The sequence below is a fragment of the Flavobacterium sp. 25HG05S-40 genome, from assembly GCF_052654735.1.
The window spans coordinates 1342618-1360563 of the sequence record NZ_CP199750.1 but is presented as its reverse complement, the minus strand read 5'-3'; the positions used below and the strand labels follow the sequence as shown (position 1 = coordinate 1360563).

Genomic DNA, 17946 nt, shown 5'->3' with positions numbered 1-17946 from the left:
TTATGAAAGCAACAACACAAAAAGTAGCCTTAATAACAGGAGCAGCAACTGGAATTGGTCGGGCAATTGCAATTCGGTTAGCAAAAGAAGGTGTTTCAGTTGCTGTAAATTATATGGGAAGTTCTGCACAAGCCGATGAAGTAGTCAAAGAAATAGAAGCAAATGGTGGTATAGCAAAAGTATTTTCGGCAGATGTGAGTAAAGTTTCAGAAATAGAGCATCTTTTTAACGAAGTAAATAACATGTTTGGTAGAATCGATATTGTAGTTGCAAATGCAGGAATTGCAGTTATGGGTATTCCTATTGTTGATGTTATGGAAGCCGATTTTGACCGCATCAATGCTGTAAATCACAAAGGGACTTATTTTGTATTACAACAAGCCGCTAAACAAGTAAAAGATGGAGGTAGAATAATTCAAATTTCTTCTACAAGCTCAGTGTATCCATCAGCAGGTCTCGGCATTTATGCTCCAAGCAAAGCAGCAGGAAAAGTAGTCACCGAAATTTTAGCACAAGAACTTGGACATCGACAAATATCCGTCAACAGTGTTTTCCCTGGCCCAACGAAAACTCCATTAATGGAAAAAGAAATATCGAAACAGGAAATGGAAAGAATTGGCAATACAATGACCTTAGGAAGAATGGGAGAACCAGAAGACATTGCAGGTGTAGTTGCCTTTTTAGCAAGTGAAGAAGGTGCTTGGATAAACGGACAACAAATAATTGTAAATGGCGGAGGAAGAATATAAGGCAAGACATAAAAAGCACAAACGCACAACAGCGATTTCAATCCAATGATGGCGATGATGATTAAAGGGCCAATCTCGAAGTTTATTGAGACGTTAGCGGAGAATATGCACAAGTTGTAATGCTGACAAATTTATTTGTAGTTTTGTGCTTTTAAATTTTAAAAGCATTATGAAAAAAATTACAGTATTCATTTTATTCTTTTTAACCAATTACACTTTTGCAGCGACCCTTTATGTAAATCCGGATGCCGCCGGAAATAATTCCGGTTCCTCATGGGCCAACGGATTTACAACACTACAAAACGCTATCAATGCCGCTAATGCCGGAGATATTCTATTTGTAAAGGCTGGAACGTATACGCCTAGCCAACAAATGATTAGCGGAGATAATCGTTCGCGTTCTTTTTACATCAATAAAAACATCAAAATTTACGGTGGATTTAATGGTTCGGAAACAACTTTAGCCGAGAGAAACATTACAGCGAATATCACTTTGTTAACCGGAGATTTTAACGGAAATGATACTGATACAAACGGCAATGGCATTAATGATTTTGGTTTAACTGAAAATGCATATTTTGTTGTGGTTGCCTATAACTTAGATAACACGGCTCTTATAGATGGTTTCAGAATTACAGGTGGTAATGCAAACGGAACCGTTTCTTTCACTCTTGGATCGTATAGCGTAAACACAGCTAATGGAGGCGGAATCAATAATATTGCTTCTAATTTGGTGGTTAGAAACACCAAATTCAATAACAATTCCGCAAGTTTTGGAGGAGGAATAACCAATAAAGGGGCTTGTTTTCCAAAAATTGAAAACTGTGAATTCACGTATAACTTTGCTTCTTACGGAAACAGTATTCATGCTAATGATGCCAGTTTAATCACTATAAACAATTGCACTTTTACCTCGAATAGAGGATCCGGAGTTTTATCAAGTTTAAACAATACCGTTCAGAAAGCTACAAATTGTACCTTCTCCTATAATTCAGGTGCATCCGGTGGTGTTCTCTATAACAATAATAACTGCAATGCGGTTTTCCTGAATTGCAAAATGAACAACAATACAGTAAGTAGTTCCGGAGGTGCCATTTACAATACAAACTTTGGTATCGTTACGATGTACAATACGCTTATTTATAAAAACTTCGCGGTGTATGGTGGTGCAGTTTATAACGTTAGTAACTCTTATGTAAACTCGATCAACTGTACCTATTTTGGCAATAATGCCTCTACACAAGGTGGTGCATTTTACTGCTCGGTAAGTCCTGATAATATGTTTATGAAAACCTACAATACTATCATTTACGGAAATACGTCACCATCAAATCCGAATTGGTATAAGGAGTTTTATACTACTTCAAACATCCATATTAAGAATTCCATTATACAAGGAAGTGGCGGAAGCAGTGCCTGGAATACGTTTTTCGGAACTAATGACGGAAATAATTTAGATGTCAACCCGCTGTTCATAAACACAACTCAAGATGCAGAAGATTTTAGGCTAAATGTTTCTAGTCCCGGAATTGACGCTAGTTATAATCAGCTTTTAAGTTTACCCAACACGAATAACTCCTGGACAGCCGCAGACACTGATGTTTACGGAAACTCTAGATTAGTAGGTTCCGGTGTAGATATTGGTGCCGCTGAAAATGGTGCTGTATTAAATATTATAGACAATGAGAACGACACCATTGCCTTTTTTTATTTACTTAATGACCAGTTAGTCTTTGATAACTTTGAAATGCTGTTAAACAAAGAATATCAAATCTTTGATCTAAACGGAAAGCAAATCTACCAAGGTAAAATGGAATCGAACAGCATCAATGTTTCGTCATTAACAAAAGCTATTTATATCCTAAAAATTCAAGATTTTAAAGCTATTAAGTTTTTGATAAACTAATGTAAATCTTCAAAACAAAAAAAGCCACTTTTCAGTGGCTTTTTTGTTTACTTAACCGTCGTCAATCAGGCAATAAAAGAAGTTTTACCTCTCTTCTCTTGCTTCTTGCTTCTTGCATCTTGCTTCCTGCTTCTTGCCTCTTGCTTCTCGCTTCTTGCTTCTATTTAACCGTCGTCAGCCTTTTATCAATGACGCGTTCCATATAATCCTGAACAAAAGCTTTACAACGTAATTCCAATACATCCATAGCGGCATTACGGTTTGCAATCAGATTGTGTTCCATGCCCTTATCGTTTTTATCATAAAAGCCGGTTGCTTTTTTACCGTCAAACGTACAGATATAATCACCACTCATAAACTGATACATATTAGAACCATACTTGATTACAAACGGAGCTACCTGGGTATCATTAATTAAACTTCTACCCCAACTTCTGAAAGGTTTTTGATAGCCAATCATATCCATTATCGTCGGGAAAATGTCGATTTGCTGCGCCCAATCAGAGTTGACTCCCACATACTTCTCATCAGGAGAAAAGAACAAAATCGGAACCGTATGTTTGTTAAACTCCTTTTTATATTCATCATATGCAATTGTATTACCATGATCAGCCACCAATACAAAAATGGTATTTTTATACCACGCCTCCTTCTTAGCAGCTGCAAAGAATCGTTTTAGAGCCATATCGGTATAGCCAATACACTGATTGATATCGACTTTACCTTTTGGAAATTTGCCCTCATATTTTTCTGGGACTTTATACGGCTCATGCGATGAAACCGAGAACATGGTCGCCATAAAGGGTTGCTTCTTTTGCGAAAGCGTTTTATTAAAAAACTGGAAAAAAGGTTCGTCCCAAATGCCCCAAACACCATCAAAGTCGGCATCATTATTATATTCGGTTTTACCGTAATAATGATCGTAACCCAAGATATTGCCAAAGCCCAAAAATCCCATCGAACCATTCGGTGCTCCGTGGAAAAACGAAGTGTCGTAACCTTGACTTTCGAGCGTAGAAACTAAAGATTCAATTTTCTGCTTAGGATAAGGCGAAGAGGTAAACGCATTCTGAAACGACGGAATTCCGGCAATCACTGAAGATACGCCATGAATGGATTTCCAGCCATTGGCATACGCATTGTTAAAAATCAAACTATGCTGCGCTAACGAATCTACAAAAGGCGTATATCCTTCATAATTAGGAATTTTAGTTCCTTTATTAAAAGCACCGCTATACTCTCTCCCAAAACTTTCGATGATAAAAATAACCACATTCGGTTTGGTGGGTGGATTATTTTTATACTGTTTTATGGGTACCAACAAACGATCAACCTGAGCTTTTGAAACCAAATTTACTTTCTTAAACGTATTAGCATTCCAGGTTCTGATAATGGCAAATGGCGTATTGAGAACCACATCGGCCTGCGCTGAGTTTTTGGTATACCGACTGGCATCAAGAATATTAATCGGTCGGGTACTTTTTCTGAAATCACCTCGGATGCCTCCCACACAAAGGGTAGTAATCAGCAGTACATTAACAATCGAAAAAGCAAAATAAGGAATATTGACCTTAGGATGGTGATGCGTTATTTTTATCTTTTTGTAAAGGAAAATCCAACCATAAGCCATTATAAAAAACAACAAGAAAACATGCCAATAATTGAGTAAGAAATTCAGCAGCAATAAACCTTTGTTTTCCTCGTTCTCTAAAGTATCCAATGAAGCTCTGGTGCTTCTGCTGAAGGTATAGCGGTAATAAATGAAATCAATGAAGTTGGCAGCATACGCCAGGAAGTTGGTCGCAAAATACAAGTAAAACAATACTTTTTGATAGCCTTTTCGGGTATTGATTACAAACGGAAAAATGGAGAATAGGATGAATAAGGCATTGACATAGAGAATTGTTGTAGTATCAAAAACCAATCCGTGGTAACATAACTTTAGAAAATCGATTACGCCATCAACTTTTATTAAAGAACTATTGTAGATGAAGAAGAAAACACGGGCAACAGAATAAAAAACATACGCCAGTAAAATTCTAAAAAACAGTACCTTATACTCCTCAAAACGCGGATATTTTTTCATGCAAAAAGTAAAATTTGAAGCAGCAAAACTACATATTTCGATGGTAAGTTTTTTATATTTTAAATTAATATTGTGAATGAAACGAATATTATTTAATTTGCATTAAAATTAACAGCCCAATGACTCCAATCACAAGACTTTTTGACTTTCCATACTATCAGCTCGAAAAAAACAATGTTCCCAATTGTCTTGTTACTAAATACGATGGTGTATGGGTTGCTACCTCCACTCAAGAATACATCGATAAATCAAATGCCATTTCAAGAGCGTTGTTACGCTTGGGGGTAAATAAAAATGATAAGATTGCTATAATATCCTCTAATAATCGAACCGAATGGAACATTATGGACATTGGATGCTTGCAAACGGGAGCGCAGACGGTACCTATTTACCCTACCATTTCAGAAGACGATTATGAATACATTTTAAATCACTCTGAAGCAATCTATTGTTTTGTTTCAGATGCCGAAGTGTTGCGCAAGTTAAACCTCATCAAAAACAATCTAACGCATCTCAAAGATGTCTATTCGTTTAACGAAATTGATGGTTGTAAAAACTGGAAAGAGCTTTTGGCTTTGGGAGAAGACACCAGCAATCAAGATGTGGTAGAAGACCGAAAAAATCATGTAAAGCCGGAAGAATTAGCTACGATAATCTACACATCGGGAACTACCGGAAAACCAAAAGGTGTCATGCTTTCCCACCACAACATTGTTTCCAATGTATTAGACAGTTCGCCGCGAATTCCATTTGAAGAAGGAACCAGTGTAGCCTTGAGCTTCTTGCCTATCTGCCATATTTTTGAACGTGTGATTTTATATATCTATCAGTACTATTCGGTGTCGATCTACTTTGCCGAATCCATCGAAAAACTTTCGGATAACATCAAAGAAGTGAAACCTACGGTCTTTTCAGTAGTACCTCGATTGTTAGAGAAAGTATATGATAAAATCTACGCCAAAGGAACAGAACTAAGTGGCATCAAAAAGAAACTTTTCTTTTGGGCTATTGATTTGGGATTGCGATATGAGCCCTACGGAGCCAATGGTTTTTGGTATGAGACCCAACTAAAAATAGCGCGAAAACTTATTTTCAGTAAATGGAAAGAAGGTTTGGGCGGAAATCTTACCGTGATGGTTTCAGGAAGTGCTGCACTGCAAGCTCGATTGGCTCGTGTATTTGCTGCTGCTGAAATGCCAGTTATGGAAGGCTATGGTTTGACCGAAACATCGCCTGTTATTTCGGTAAACGATGTCAGAAATAGAGGCTTCAAAGTTGGAACTGTTGGTAAAGTGATTCGCAATGTAGAAGTTAAAATTGCTGCCGATGGCGAAATCCTTTGCAAAGGTCCGAATGTGATGATGGGCTATTATAAAGACGAGACCTTAACCAAAGAAGTGATTATTGACGATTATTTTCATACGGGAGATATTGGTGAAATTGATGCCGAAGGCTTCCTTAAAATTACCGACCGTAAGAAAGAGATGTTCAAAACTTCAGGCGGAAAATACATAGCACCGCAAATCATTGAAAATGCCATGAAACAATCCAATTTCATTGAACAAATCATGGTTATTGGCGATGGTGAAAAGATGCCTGCTGCTTTTATTCAGCCTAATTTTGATTTTGTTAGAGAATGGGCCAAAAGACACCAAATCAACATTGGAACCTCTAATGCTGAAATTGTATCAAACAAAGAAGTCGTAAAACGAATTGACGAAGAAATAGAAACCATCAACGAGAAGTTTGGCAATTGGGAAAAGATAAAACGCTTTGAACTAACGCCAGAGGTTTGGTCGATTGATGGCGGACACCTCACGCCTACCCTAAAACTCAAACGTAAAATTGTAATGGAGAAATACAAAGACCTTTATCAAAAAATATATTGTTAGTATTTTATAACACGCTTTATTTAAAGGCTTCTTAATTTTTAAGGAGCTTTTTTTGTGTCTGAAACATCCCTTTTTTTTGATGGTTGGTGTACTTGGACTTTATTTAAAAAAGCTCTAAATATTTAATATTGCGGAAAGTCTTAAAAATGAAAAGCGCTCGTGAAATATCACGAGCGCTTTTGCTTTAGTTAGAAATGCAATGGAGTAGCATAAATAAAAAGTCTATTTAAATAACTTCTTACTGCATTCTATTTATAGATTATCGCTTAATCACTCTAAGTGTTTGTAAGCTATCCTCTTGTGCTATAACTACGTTGTAAACACCACTTGGATATTGATTTCCGATGGTTGTTGATTCCATATCGGAAACGCTAACTTCTTTTTGTTCAATTAGTCTTCCAACCATATCGTACACTTTTACGCTTACGGATGATTGGCTACTTGTTTTCACATCAAGCATAAAGTTGTTCGCGAATGGGTTTGGATACGCCGTCGCTTTAAATGGAGTCTGAACTAACGCTTTGCTTGGAGCTGCTTCTTCAGTGAACAAGTCACAAGCTGTTGAATAATCTCCGAATACACCGTTTAATTTGATAGCCACAGAAACATTGTAGTTTTTACCTAATTGTGCGATAGCAAAATCACTCAATTTAAAGTTAGAATACACTAGCTCTCTTTCTTCTGAAGTAATTACATCTTCTCCTTCTACTTCTTCTAACAACACTTTGTAGTTAGGGAAACCTGGGTAAGGTGTAATGTTCAATTGTTGTGTCAACGATGTCGCTGTCATCAATCCACATTGAGACGGAACCAAACTTGTGGTTGGGAAGAATGGTGTAGTCACTTTACAATCTGGTCCAAAAGCTGACCATTCTGTTGTAGCTCCGTTCAAGACGCTATACTGTACTGAAATAGCATATTCTGTACTGTAAGCAATCGTGATACCTTGGAACGCTGTTAACGATGAGAAACGACCTGGTAATACCGCTGTTTGATAATACGTTGGTGTTGGGCCATTGTCTGAGAACAAACGGATACGGAATCTATATCCTGTAGCGTAAGAGGCTGCTCTAGCTGCCATATTAGCATTCAAAGCAGATACTGTTCCACCACAAGTTGGTGAAGCCATACTTGTTACTGGAATAGAAGGTGTATTTACAACACACTCTGCACCATAACCTGAATTCACTGGTAAACCACTTACAGGGTCAGTAAACGTGTACTGCACTGCTACTCTGTAGCTTGCTCCGTATTGTAATGGGAAACCTGTAAAGGTATTTGCTCCTACGAAACGAGTCGCTGATGGTGAGAAACCATACGTTGGTGATGGGTTAGCATCGTTCAAACGAATACGGAACGTATACCCTGTAGCATTCAATCCAGGATTTGCTGTTAAGCTAGAAGCTAAAGTAGTTAAAGTAGCACCACAGCTTGAAGTACTTAACGTAATCACTGGAACCGATGGAGAATTTACCGTAATGGTATTTCCTGCAAACGGAACAATCTCCTCGTTAATAACTGCAGAAGCAGTAATGGTATAACTAGCACCATGCGTATGAATAGCAGCTGGAATCGTTACAAAACGAGAAATCTGAATAATATCCGGAGCCGTTACTCCTGTCGTAGTATTCGTAATAGAGAAACGATATTTGATATTCGTGAAACCACCATAAGAATAAGGTAGAGCCGGAATCGCTGTTGCTAAAGATACTAAAGTAGCATTGTTTAATGAAGAAAGCATATTAACCACTACAGGTGAACAAGCTTCTGAACTTGTACCAGAACAATTGTCATCAATATTATTGTAACAAACTTCCGTTGCGCCTGGGTTAATAGCTACATTGTTATCATCGCAATCAACTTGTAAATTAAGTGCTAAACTTAGTCCATCTGGTTCAGAGGCACCATAACAAACTGGAATAATTAAACCAGGATCTGATGAGTAGTTATCATTATCAACATCACTGTAAAAGTTTCCATTTCTCCATACTGTACTATCGTCATCACTACAATCTGATCCTAATGTAGTCGCTGTATAAAAAGGGCTTAATGTAGCTCCATAGCATACCGTTATTAATGATGAGTCAGGAGATAAATCTAAATTATATCCATCGCCATCTGCATCAATATAAAAGTTACCACTTGTCCAAACAGAATTGTCAGTATCATTACAATCTGTACTGTTACTTACATATCCATCAGGTGCAGTTTCAGCTAATACTGATGAAGCCAAGTCTCCAAATCCATCTCCATCTGAATCAGCATAGAAAGTGAAAAGGTCATTACTAAAATAGACATTATCTATAAAAATACGGAATGCTGAAGTATAATTCTGCTCAATTTTTAAACCGTAAATATCATTCAAAGCACCAGGATATGCCGTCAGAGGAACTCTTAACCTATTCCAACCTGCTACAAGTGCACCTGTATTATAAAGTCGATCACCAGGAGCTAAAAGAACTAAAAATAAATTAGGTCTAGGGGCATCTAAATAAATATCAATATTTAAATGTGACATTCCAGTTCCAGTAAGATTCAAACGTCTTTCTCTGTTTGTTGGTGGAGGATTACCGATATCGATCAATCCCATAAAACCAAGACCATCTATACGTAGCGCAGTATTGGTTCCGTTTGGAACTTCCGTTAACACTCTACCACCACCTGTAGACCAAAATGCTTGTCCAAAATTATAGTTTGGAGCATTGGTATAAACTGCTGGAGTTCCTGTATACATAGAAATAACTCTTGCTGGGTCTCTTGCTGGAAGTGACGGCGATGGAGTAGGATCAGGAAAGTTAACTACTAATGTAGCTGTAGCAGAACCCGGACCAAATACCCCAGGAACAGCAGCTTGAGTAGCCGTGATAGTAGTGGTACCACCACCAACGATAGTTACAGTATTACCACTAATGGTTACAACGCCAGCAGGGCTTGCACTGTACGTCCATGCACCTCCACTATTTGAAGTTGGATTCGTTAGTGTAAAAGGTGCATTACCCAGCACTTGCGGACTTGCAACACTTAATGCTCCTATAGTTGGAGGAGCATCTGTAGGAGCTCTGTAGAAATAGATATTATCTAAATAGACCACCTTTACTGGTGCAGCGGCTCCAGTAGGATTATTTAAATCGAAAAAGCTCACGTTTCCTAAATTAAGACCCACGTAATCTGATAAAGGAATATCAAAACTCGCCCAACCATTCAATGGAATACTTGAAACTACTTTTCTGTTTCCATTTATTTCAAACCAAAGTTGATTTTGATTTACTGTATATACATCAATATGCAAAGTAGTCATCGCTGCTATTGTCGTTGGAGCAAAAGCTAAACGAGCTAAGGTAAATCCGTTAAATAATCTTGCGTCATTGCCAGCTATATCAACGTTTGTACCAGCTTGCCATACAGCTCCAGATGTTGGGGTATAAGAATTACTATATAAAGATACCACATCCCATGCATTTCTTGCAGGTGGCGTTGGTGCTGGAGTTCCTAAACTAACTACTAAAGAAGCGTTAGTAGAAGCTGAACTAAACAAACCATTGGCGGCTTGCGTTGCCGTAATTGTTGCGGTACCTGGACCCACAATAGTTACGGTGCTTCCACTAATTGTAGCAATACCAGCTGGTAATATAGTATAAGTAAAAGCGCCAGCACTGTCTGATGATGGAGCAGTTAAAGCAAAAGGTGCATCACCCGTTACTTTAGCAGGAACTGTAAAGGTACCTAAGGTAGGTGTTACTAAAACATTAAAAGTAGCGGTAATGCTACCACTATTATAAATTCCAGCAGCAGCTTGTGTAGCCGTAATGGTACATGAACCTCCCGTACCTACTTGAATTTGGTTGCCATTAACAATCTGTCCTACTGTATCATCGCTACTTGAATAAGTCCAAGCTCCGCCACTATTTGATGTTGGTGGAGTTATAGTGAATGTAGTATCACCAGGTGATTTAGTTGGAATTGAAAAATTTGTGATTGTTGGATTGGCAGTACCATTGAAAAAATAAACATTATCGATATAAATTTGTCTAGGTGTACCTCCACTTTGTTCAAATTTAATACCGTTGATATTATTCAACGCACCAGGATAGGTTGTAAGTGGAATATCAAATGAATTCCATCCTGTAGCTAATGGTCCTATTGAGTAGTTTCTATCACCAGGAGCTAAAAGATTCAATATCATTGAGGTCATTGGTGTATTTACATAAATATCAACGTGAAGAAAGTTCATACCTACTACACTGAAATTTGCTCCATTTGTAACCAAACCAAAGAAACCTAGATTGTTTACTTGGATACACGTATTCGTTCCGTTAGCAAAATTAAAATTAGAATTCGTTGAGCCTGTTGACCAACCTGCTTGAACGGCAGTTGTACCATTAGCATACGTAGTAGGTGTACCTGTATACATAGAAACTACATCAATTGCATTTCTAGCTGGAGGAATTGGTGAAGGACCTGGAGCAGGAAAATTTACTACCAGCGTTGCTGTTGCTGTTCCCGAACCAAACGAACCAGGCACTGCTGCTTGAGTTGCAGTAATGGTAGTTGTACCACCACCAACTATAGTTGCTGTATTTCCAGAAAATGTTACTACACCAGCTGGGTTACTTGAATACGTCCATGCACCGCCACTATTTGATGTAGGGTTTGTTAATGTGAAGGGAGCATTGCCAAACACTTGTGGTGTTGGTACTGTCAAAGCTCCAATAGTTGGAGGTGTGTCGGTTGCAGCTCTATAAAAATAAATGTTATCTAAATACACAACTTTTACAGGAGCAGCAGCTCCCGTAGGGTTATTTAAATCGAAAAAACTAACATTTCCTAAATTTAATCCAACGTAATCTGATAATGGAATATCAAAACTGGCCCAACCATTCAATGGAATGCTTGATACTACTTTTCTATTCCCATTTATTTCGAACCAAAGCTGATTTTGATTTAAAGTATACACATCGATGTGCAAAGTAGTCATTGCCGCAATAGTCGTTGGCGCAAAAGCTAAACGAGCTAAAGTAAAACCATTAAAAAATCTGGCGTTATTTCCACCAATCGAAACATCTGTTCCAGCTTGCCAAGTTGCGCCACTTGTAGGGGTATAAGAACCACTATATAATGAAACAACATCCCAAGCATTTCTCGCTGGAGGAGTTGGCGCTGCTGGAGGCGTTACTGTTAAAGTAGCCGTTGTACTTCCAGAGCCATAAGGAGTACTTGCAGCCTGATTGGCTGTAATGGTAGTAGTTCCAGCTCCTACAATAGTAACTAAACCAGTATTTGGGTCTATTGTAGCTACAGATGTAGCACTACTTGAATAGGTAATAGCTCCGGCACTGTTAGAGGTTGCAATCATATTGAATTGTGGATCTGTAACAATTTTATTTACCGCAGGAAATGAGTTGAACGTTGGAGGCTGCACAGTGGCAGCTCTGTAGAAATATATGTTATCAATGTATAACGTAGCATTTTGCCCAAAAGTAACAGGAACTATATACTTAAGACTAGTCAAAATGTTACCCAAATTATAAGTACTCAAAGCCAAATCAATACTAATCCATTGATTTCTTGTAGTGGATGAAGGAACGATACTTCCTGTAACAGCTAATTCTCTGGCAGTTGTGGTTGAGGATTCCAATTTAATGGCCATCGAACTGTAATTTGGAGAATACACGTCAAAATGCAAATGAGTCATTTGTGAAACATCTAAACTTCCGGCTGTATTAACTTGTATTCCAGAAAAACTGTGGCCGGTGTAATACTTAGCAGGCGTTCCTCCCGGTGGAGTAAAATCTGCATTAATTGTACTTCCACCAAAAGTAAGATACTGTACACCCGTTTGATTGGTATAAGAATCACTAAAAACGGAGAGTACATCCCATGTGTTACGAGCGGGTGGATCAGCGGGAGAAGCACCTGGTTGAGAATATCCTAATGAAAAAGTCATTAGGAATAATAATAATAAAATTTTTTTCATAAATGTTTGATTTGTTTGTTATTAATAGTTTGACTTTTAGTAGGATTCCAAATGTATAGCGTTATGGTTGAAAAATACTATTTGTCGTAGTCTACAAAAACTATACAGACCTAAACATTAGAACCAATAAGCTGTGAATCAGCAATACGCAATCGATGTAGTGTGAAACGAACGCAAAACCGCTTAATTTTATCTAAGTGAATTCGTGTTTATTATATCAATTGTTGTATGAATGTTGTGTTAATTTATTGTTATTTTCGGCAACATCAACATAAAATCTCTCAAACAAGACGTAATAAATATACTTTTTTTTATAAAACAAATACAATTAGCAAAAATTATGCTAATATTTTATAAAATTCCTAAATAATTATTTACAAATAAGAGAAGTCTATAATTACAAAATTCGCAATGACAGCTACTTTATAAATAAAAAACACTAGTTACTTATAGTAACTAGTGTTTTTTTTAACCCTGGATTTTCAGATTATCGTCCAATTACAATCCAATTCAGATTACCGTCACTTTGGACCATATATCTTTCGTTAGGGTTTATAGTCGTGATAGTAGCGTTGGTAACATCATCATAAATGACACCTCCAGCTGTAGAAAGAATCTTTGCAGTAATTAAATTACTTCCTATAATTATATAGACTTTACCAATATTAGCTGCTGCTGCCGGAAGTCGTACCTCAGAAACATCATTAAATACTCTTACAGTATATTCTGCTAATGAAACATTGTAAATACCTGTTAAGGTTCCTGTTGTAGTATAAGGTTTAACTGTGGGATTTACCCAAGTACCATTTCCGGTAGCGTCACTTGTCAAAACATAATTGGCTGTTGCACCTGTTGTCATTTGAAAATTAGCAGTTTCTAAACTCGTTGTTCTCGTCTTACCACTTACATCGAGTCTGTTACCTGCTACAGGTGTCATACCGACACCTACATTGGTTGCATTATCAACTATCACGCCGTCAACAAGTGTAGTTCCATTCCATCTCGGAATAGCATTTGTGGTAGTTGATGAAACTTGCGGATCGGTTTCAATAGTAGATGCTGCAACCCAACTTGTACCTCCTGCACCATCTGTTCGAAGTATTTCATTTGCATTTCCTCTAACATTGGGCAAAGCATAACCAGTTACACCTGCAGGATTATTTACTTGTAATGTACCGTTCACTCGAAGGATATTTGTATCAAACTCACCATAAATTAAAGCATTGCTCGCATTGGCATTAGTGTTTTCAATATACAATTTATTATTACTAGCTCCGGCCTCGGCACTACCGGCTGAGTTACCTATAAATATATTATCAGTTCCAGTTGTTGTAGCACTTCCTGCAAAAGCACCAATAGCAGTATTTCTTGTTGAACTGTTAGCAGCATTCACTAATGCATTAGAACCTATTGCTACCGTTCTTGTAATAGTCCCCGGCTGTCTTAATGAATTGTAGCCAACCGCAACATTATCTTGAGAGGCAGCATTATTTGTACCTGACATAGCACCTGCACCAACAGCAGTGTTGAATTGAGATAAAGTGGCAGATGCATTTAAAGCATTGTAACCAACAGCCGTATTACCTATTCCTCCATTTAAAGTGGCCAACGCACCACTACCTACCGCCGTATTTTGGTTCCCTCCCCCAGCATTGAAAGTATTTGTTGCCAAAGCATTATATCCAATAGCAGTATTATCAGCTGGAGTATTGTTGGCAGCAAGAGCATTGGTTCCGAAAGCAGTATTGTTTGTTCCTGAATTTGAAGCTAGAGTACCAACCCCAAAAGCAGTATTATTTGCTCCAATAAAGCCAGAGGCAGTATTATTTCGTCTAAAAGAAACATCTACTGCATCAGTTGTACCTATAAAATTTGTCCCCGCAGTCAATCCAGCATTTCCAGTTGTCAACCAACCTGTTGCTGCACCTGTATTGAATCGTATCCATCTGGCGGTAGCGGTATTCCAATAGTAAAAACCTGGTGTAACTGCATTGATACCTGCACCAACGGAAGCCGTATTATATATTACTTCTGAGTCTGCAATAGTTGTTACTGGCGATGAAGAGTTTGCTCCGACTAACAGAGCTAGTCTGGGAATTAAAATACCATTATTTGAAGAAACAATATCTAAAGCACCTTGAGGAGTTGTTTGATTAATACCAATATTCTTTGTAGCACCTATACTTCCATAAATGGTATTTCCAATGTTCAACTGATCACTACCTGTTGCGCTAGGAGCAACCGTATTAGCCCCAATCATGATATTATTAGAGCCTGAGGACAAGGCAAAACCCGCATCAAAACCAACAGCCGTATTATTAGCACCACTTGAATTTGAACCCAAAGCTCTATATCCTAATGCACTATTCCCGGCAGCAGTATTTGCATTCAATGAACTAAAACCAACTGCAGTATTATTTGAAGATGTAGTGTTGGTTGCCAAAGCACTAGTTCCTATTGCTACATTTGCAGCACCAGTCGAGTTAGCTGCTAAAGCATTATTACCAAAAGCCGAACTATTCGTCGATGCTCCAGAAGTAAGTGCACCTAATCCAAATGATGTACTTGTAGCCCCAATTTTACCAGCAGCCAAATTATTTCTTCTGAAAGCAACGTCAACATTGGTAAGAGCGGCTGTTCCTAAGTAATTCACACCATCTACAATACCTGTATTTCCTATTGTAGTCCATCCATTTGATGTTCCCGTTCCTAAACGTTCCCAAGCAGCTCCATTAAAAAAATAAAAACCTACACTTGTAACATTAACCGTGGTTCCTGCAGCAGTGCCTGTGACTACTTCGGAAACATAAATCATTGTAGATGTTGGCGTTCCCGTCATACTTTGAGCACGCTCGCGGGTAACTCTTGGAATAATAATTCCATCAACACCTGTCGTTGTTCCTGTTGGGTTCAGGGCGGTTACATCTAATGTTGCGGCGGGAGTTGCGGTACCTATCCCAACTTGAGCACCTACAAAATGAAAAGAAAAAAGCATAAATGCCGAAAATAGAAATGGTCTCATGTCTGATATTTTAAATTTTAGAAAGCTGGTGTAGGAAGCGCTTACATCTTAAAATTTGGGGAATATTAAAAATAAGTAAGTTTTAAAGAATAGTCTTTGCTTAACAGTATATAATAACTATACAATCGGTATATTTTCAAAACCCAGTTTTAAAATGCCGTAATCGAGTGTATGATTGAGGAAAAAAGGAATTTCTAGCTGTAGTACTAGTTTAAAATACAGTTATTGTATTGTTAATGTATAGTTTTTTTTAGCATTTTGTTTCTTAAATATTTATTCAATTGAAAATTATAAGTACTTATTTTTCCAATAACCGCAATTTTCATTACAAAAAATAATATAATTGATAAATCCGGTACTCTAAATCATTCCTATCATCTCATCGGAAATAATTTCTTTTTTAGAAGTCAATCGAAGTCAAAAAGTAGGAAAGTAACTTTGAAAATTTGAAAAGACAACAAACGATGAATTTGGCACTTAGTAGTAATAATTTAAATACTATAAGAGTTTCAGAATATTTAGGAAAGCACGTTATCAACATTCCTGATTATGAAATAGTTAATAATTAATCAATACTTTTTTTAACAATTATTCATTAATCAATACTTTTAGTACATTAACCAATTAAACTTTTAATTATGAATGTAAAAAACTTTATTGTTGGAGGAATCGTCGGCGGCATTGTTGACTTTTTGCTCGGTTGGCTTTTCTACGGAATACTTTTTAAGGAGAACTTTCCAAGTAACGGCCAAGAGAATATGCCCTTTATTTTCTTAGGATGCATGACTTTCGGATTCTTAGTTTCCTTTATTTATACTCGTTGGGCTGGTATAAGCACTGCTGCAAGTGGATTAAAAGCAGGAACTGTTTTAGGACTGTTTCTAGGTTTGCATAGCAATTTCTTTAGTAATTCTATGAACAACAATCCAGATTATCAATTAATGGGTTTAGACATGATCATCATGATTGTGATGGGCGCTTTAGTTGGAGCAGCTGTTGGTTTAGTTATTGGTAAAATGAAATAGTTAGTAATTTTCATAGTGAGAAAACGCCTGTGAGTTTCATGGGCGTTTTTTTTTTGAGATTTTCACTATGTATTGTTGCACTTTGATTGCACTTTGATAGGACGTTAATAGGACGTTAATAGGACGCAGTAGCTTTTTTTGAACAACGTATTTTGGTGGTGGAACTATGGGAGTTGTTATTTTGAATTTTAAATTCTAAATTTTAAATTATTTCTGACAACTGCCTACACAAATATGCTTCTTCCAGCTTCCAACTTGCTTCTTGCTTCTTGCTTCTTGCTTCTTGCTTCTTGCTTCTTGCACATAGCATGGTAATTATACAAGCCTTACTACAGATTCTAAAACATACTGGCTACCAATAACACCACCTTTGTTAGGTTGTGAAACTTAATTTACAGCATAACAAAAAACAATATGAAAAAATTAATGATAATGGCAATAGCTGTTGTATTTGGGATTACCTTAAATTCTTGCAGTAGCGATTCTAATGGATCAGGAAAGTATGCCTATAACGTGAAGATGACGGATGCTCCCGGACCTTACGACGAAGTAAATATCGATTTGCAAGCTGTAGAAGTGATTGGGAATAATGGTCAGTCAATAACGTTAAACACGACCGCCGGAATTTACAATCTGTTAGAGCTTTCTAATGGCATCAGCACCCAAATTGCTACGAGTGCGCTTGGTGATGTAAAGGCAACACAAATCAGATTGTTATTAGGAGCTAATAATACGGTGCGTCTTAATGGTATTACCTATCCGTTAGATACGCCAAGTGCGGATCAAAGTGGTTTGAAAATCAATATCAACCAAACCCTATTGGAAAATGTAGAAAACACTATCTTAATTGATTTTGATGCCAACACCTCGGTAGTAGAAACTGGAGCTGGAACCTACAAACTAAAACCAGTATTGAGAACGATAGTAGCTTCTACTTCGGGAAACATCAAAGGTACGGTGAATACTATTGGGAGTAAAGTTACCGTAACGGCTACTTCTTCTTCTAACGTAGTATATTCTAGTTCGGTAAATGCTTTAGGGCAGTTTCAAATTTCAGGGTTGCCAGCAGGTAATTATACGTTTACTGCTACACCAAAATTACCGGCTCTTCCGGTAACACAGGTAAATGTTGTGGTCGTTACCGCTGATAACACCACCAATATCGGTACTGTTAGCATGTAAAATACTCGCTCAAAACCTAATGAAAACTTTAAACGTCTGTGAAGCAATTTGCAGGCGTTTTTTTAAGTGATGGTACAAGTGATTGTGACCTACTATAGTTAAACTGCTTG

At 37.4% G+C, this 17946-nt stretch carries 8 protein-coding genes and 1 pseudogene; 6 read left to right on the top strand and 3 right to left on the bottom strand.

The features are described 5' to 3' along the window. The first annotated feature begins 2 nt into the window (after positions 1–2). The 3 genes and pseudogenes from ACULEU_RS05770 to ACULEU_RS05760 all read left to right on the top strand — a co-directional run bounded on the left by ACULEU_RS05770 (position 3) and on the right by ACULEU_RS05760 (position 2655). Entirely contained in the window at positions 3–749 is a 747-nt protein-coding gene (locus tag ACULEU_RS05770; protein WP_445454495.1) for an SDR family oxidoreductase, read from the top strand. A gap of 33 nt (positions 750–782) precedes the next feature. Then, positions 783–869: pseudogene (locus ACULEU_RS05765) on the top strand (SRPBCC family protein); the annotation flags it as partial. Between the two features lie 49 nt (positions 870–918). Next, on the top strand, positions 919–2655 hold the full coding sequence (locus tag ACULEU_RS05760) for a T9SS type A sorting domain-containing protein (protein ID WP_445454494.1): 1737 nt from the start codon (positions 919–921) through the stop codon (positions 2653–2655). Positions 2656–2815: 160 nt separating this feature from the next. On the opposite strand, the gene ACULEU_RS05755 is transcribed toward ACULEU_RS05760, so the two are convergent. After that, positions 2816–4741 (bottom strand): LTA synthase family protein, encoded by a 1926-nt coding sequence (locus ACULEU_RS05755; RefSeq protein ID WP_445454493.1) that lies wholly within the window; start codon positions 4739–4741, stop codon positions 2816–2818. Between the two features lie 119 nt (positions 4742–4860). Here ACULEU_RS05755 and ACULEU_RS05750 point away from each other — a divergent pair, with 119 nt between their 5' ends. Continuing rightward, the gene (locus ACULEU_RS05750; RefSeq protein WP_445454492.1) at positions 4861–6633 is read left to right on the top strand and encodes an AMP-dependent synthetase/ligase; all 1773 of its coding nucleotides are present in this window, start codon (positions 4861–4863) and stop codon (positions 6631–6633) included. 259 nt (positions 6634–6892) lie between these two features. Here the strand turns inward: ACULEU_RS05750 and ACULEU_RS05745 are convergent, their stop codons facing one another. Then, the gene (locus ACULEU_RS05745) at positions 6893–12607 is read right to left on the bottom strand and encodes a MopE-related protein (RefSeq protein WP_445454491.1); all 5715 of its coding nucleotides are present in this window, start codon (positions 12605–12607) and stop codon (positions 6893–6895) included. A 487-nt stretch (positions 12608–13094) separates the two neighbouring features. Then, positions 13095–15629 carry a beta strand repeat-containing protein gene (locus ACULEU_RS05740; RefSeq protein WP_445454490.1) on the bottom strand — a complete coding sequence of 845 codons (2535 nt, stop codon included), beginning with the start codon at positions 15627–15629 and terminating at the stop codon, positions 13095–13097. Positions 15630–16267: 638 nt separating this feature from the next. On the opposite strand from ACULEU_RS05740, the gene ACULEU_RS05735 reads away from it, so the two are divergent. Both ACULEU_RS05735 and ACULEU_RS05730 read left to right on the top strand, forming a co-directional pair. After that, positions 16268–16654, top strand: a complete 387-nt coding sequence (locus ACULEU_RS05735) for a hypothetical protein (RefSeq protein ID WP_445454489.1) — start codon at positions 16268–16270, stop codon at positions 16652–16654. A gap of 414 nt (positions 16655–17068) precedes the next feature. Then, positions 17069–17836 carry a DUF4382 domain-containing protein gene (locus ACULEU_RS05730; protein ID WP_445454488.1) on the top strand — a complete coding sequence of 256 codons (768 nt, stop codon included), beginning with the start codon at positions 17069–17071 and terminating at the stop codon, positions 17834–17836. The last annotated feature ends 110 nt before the right edge of the window (positions 17837–17946 follow it).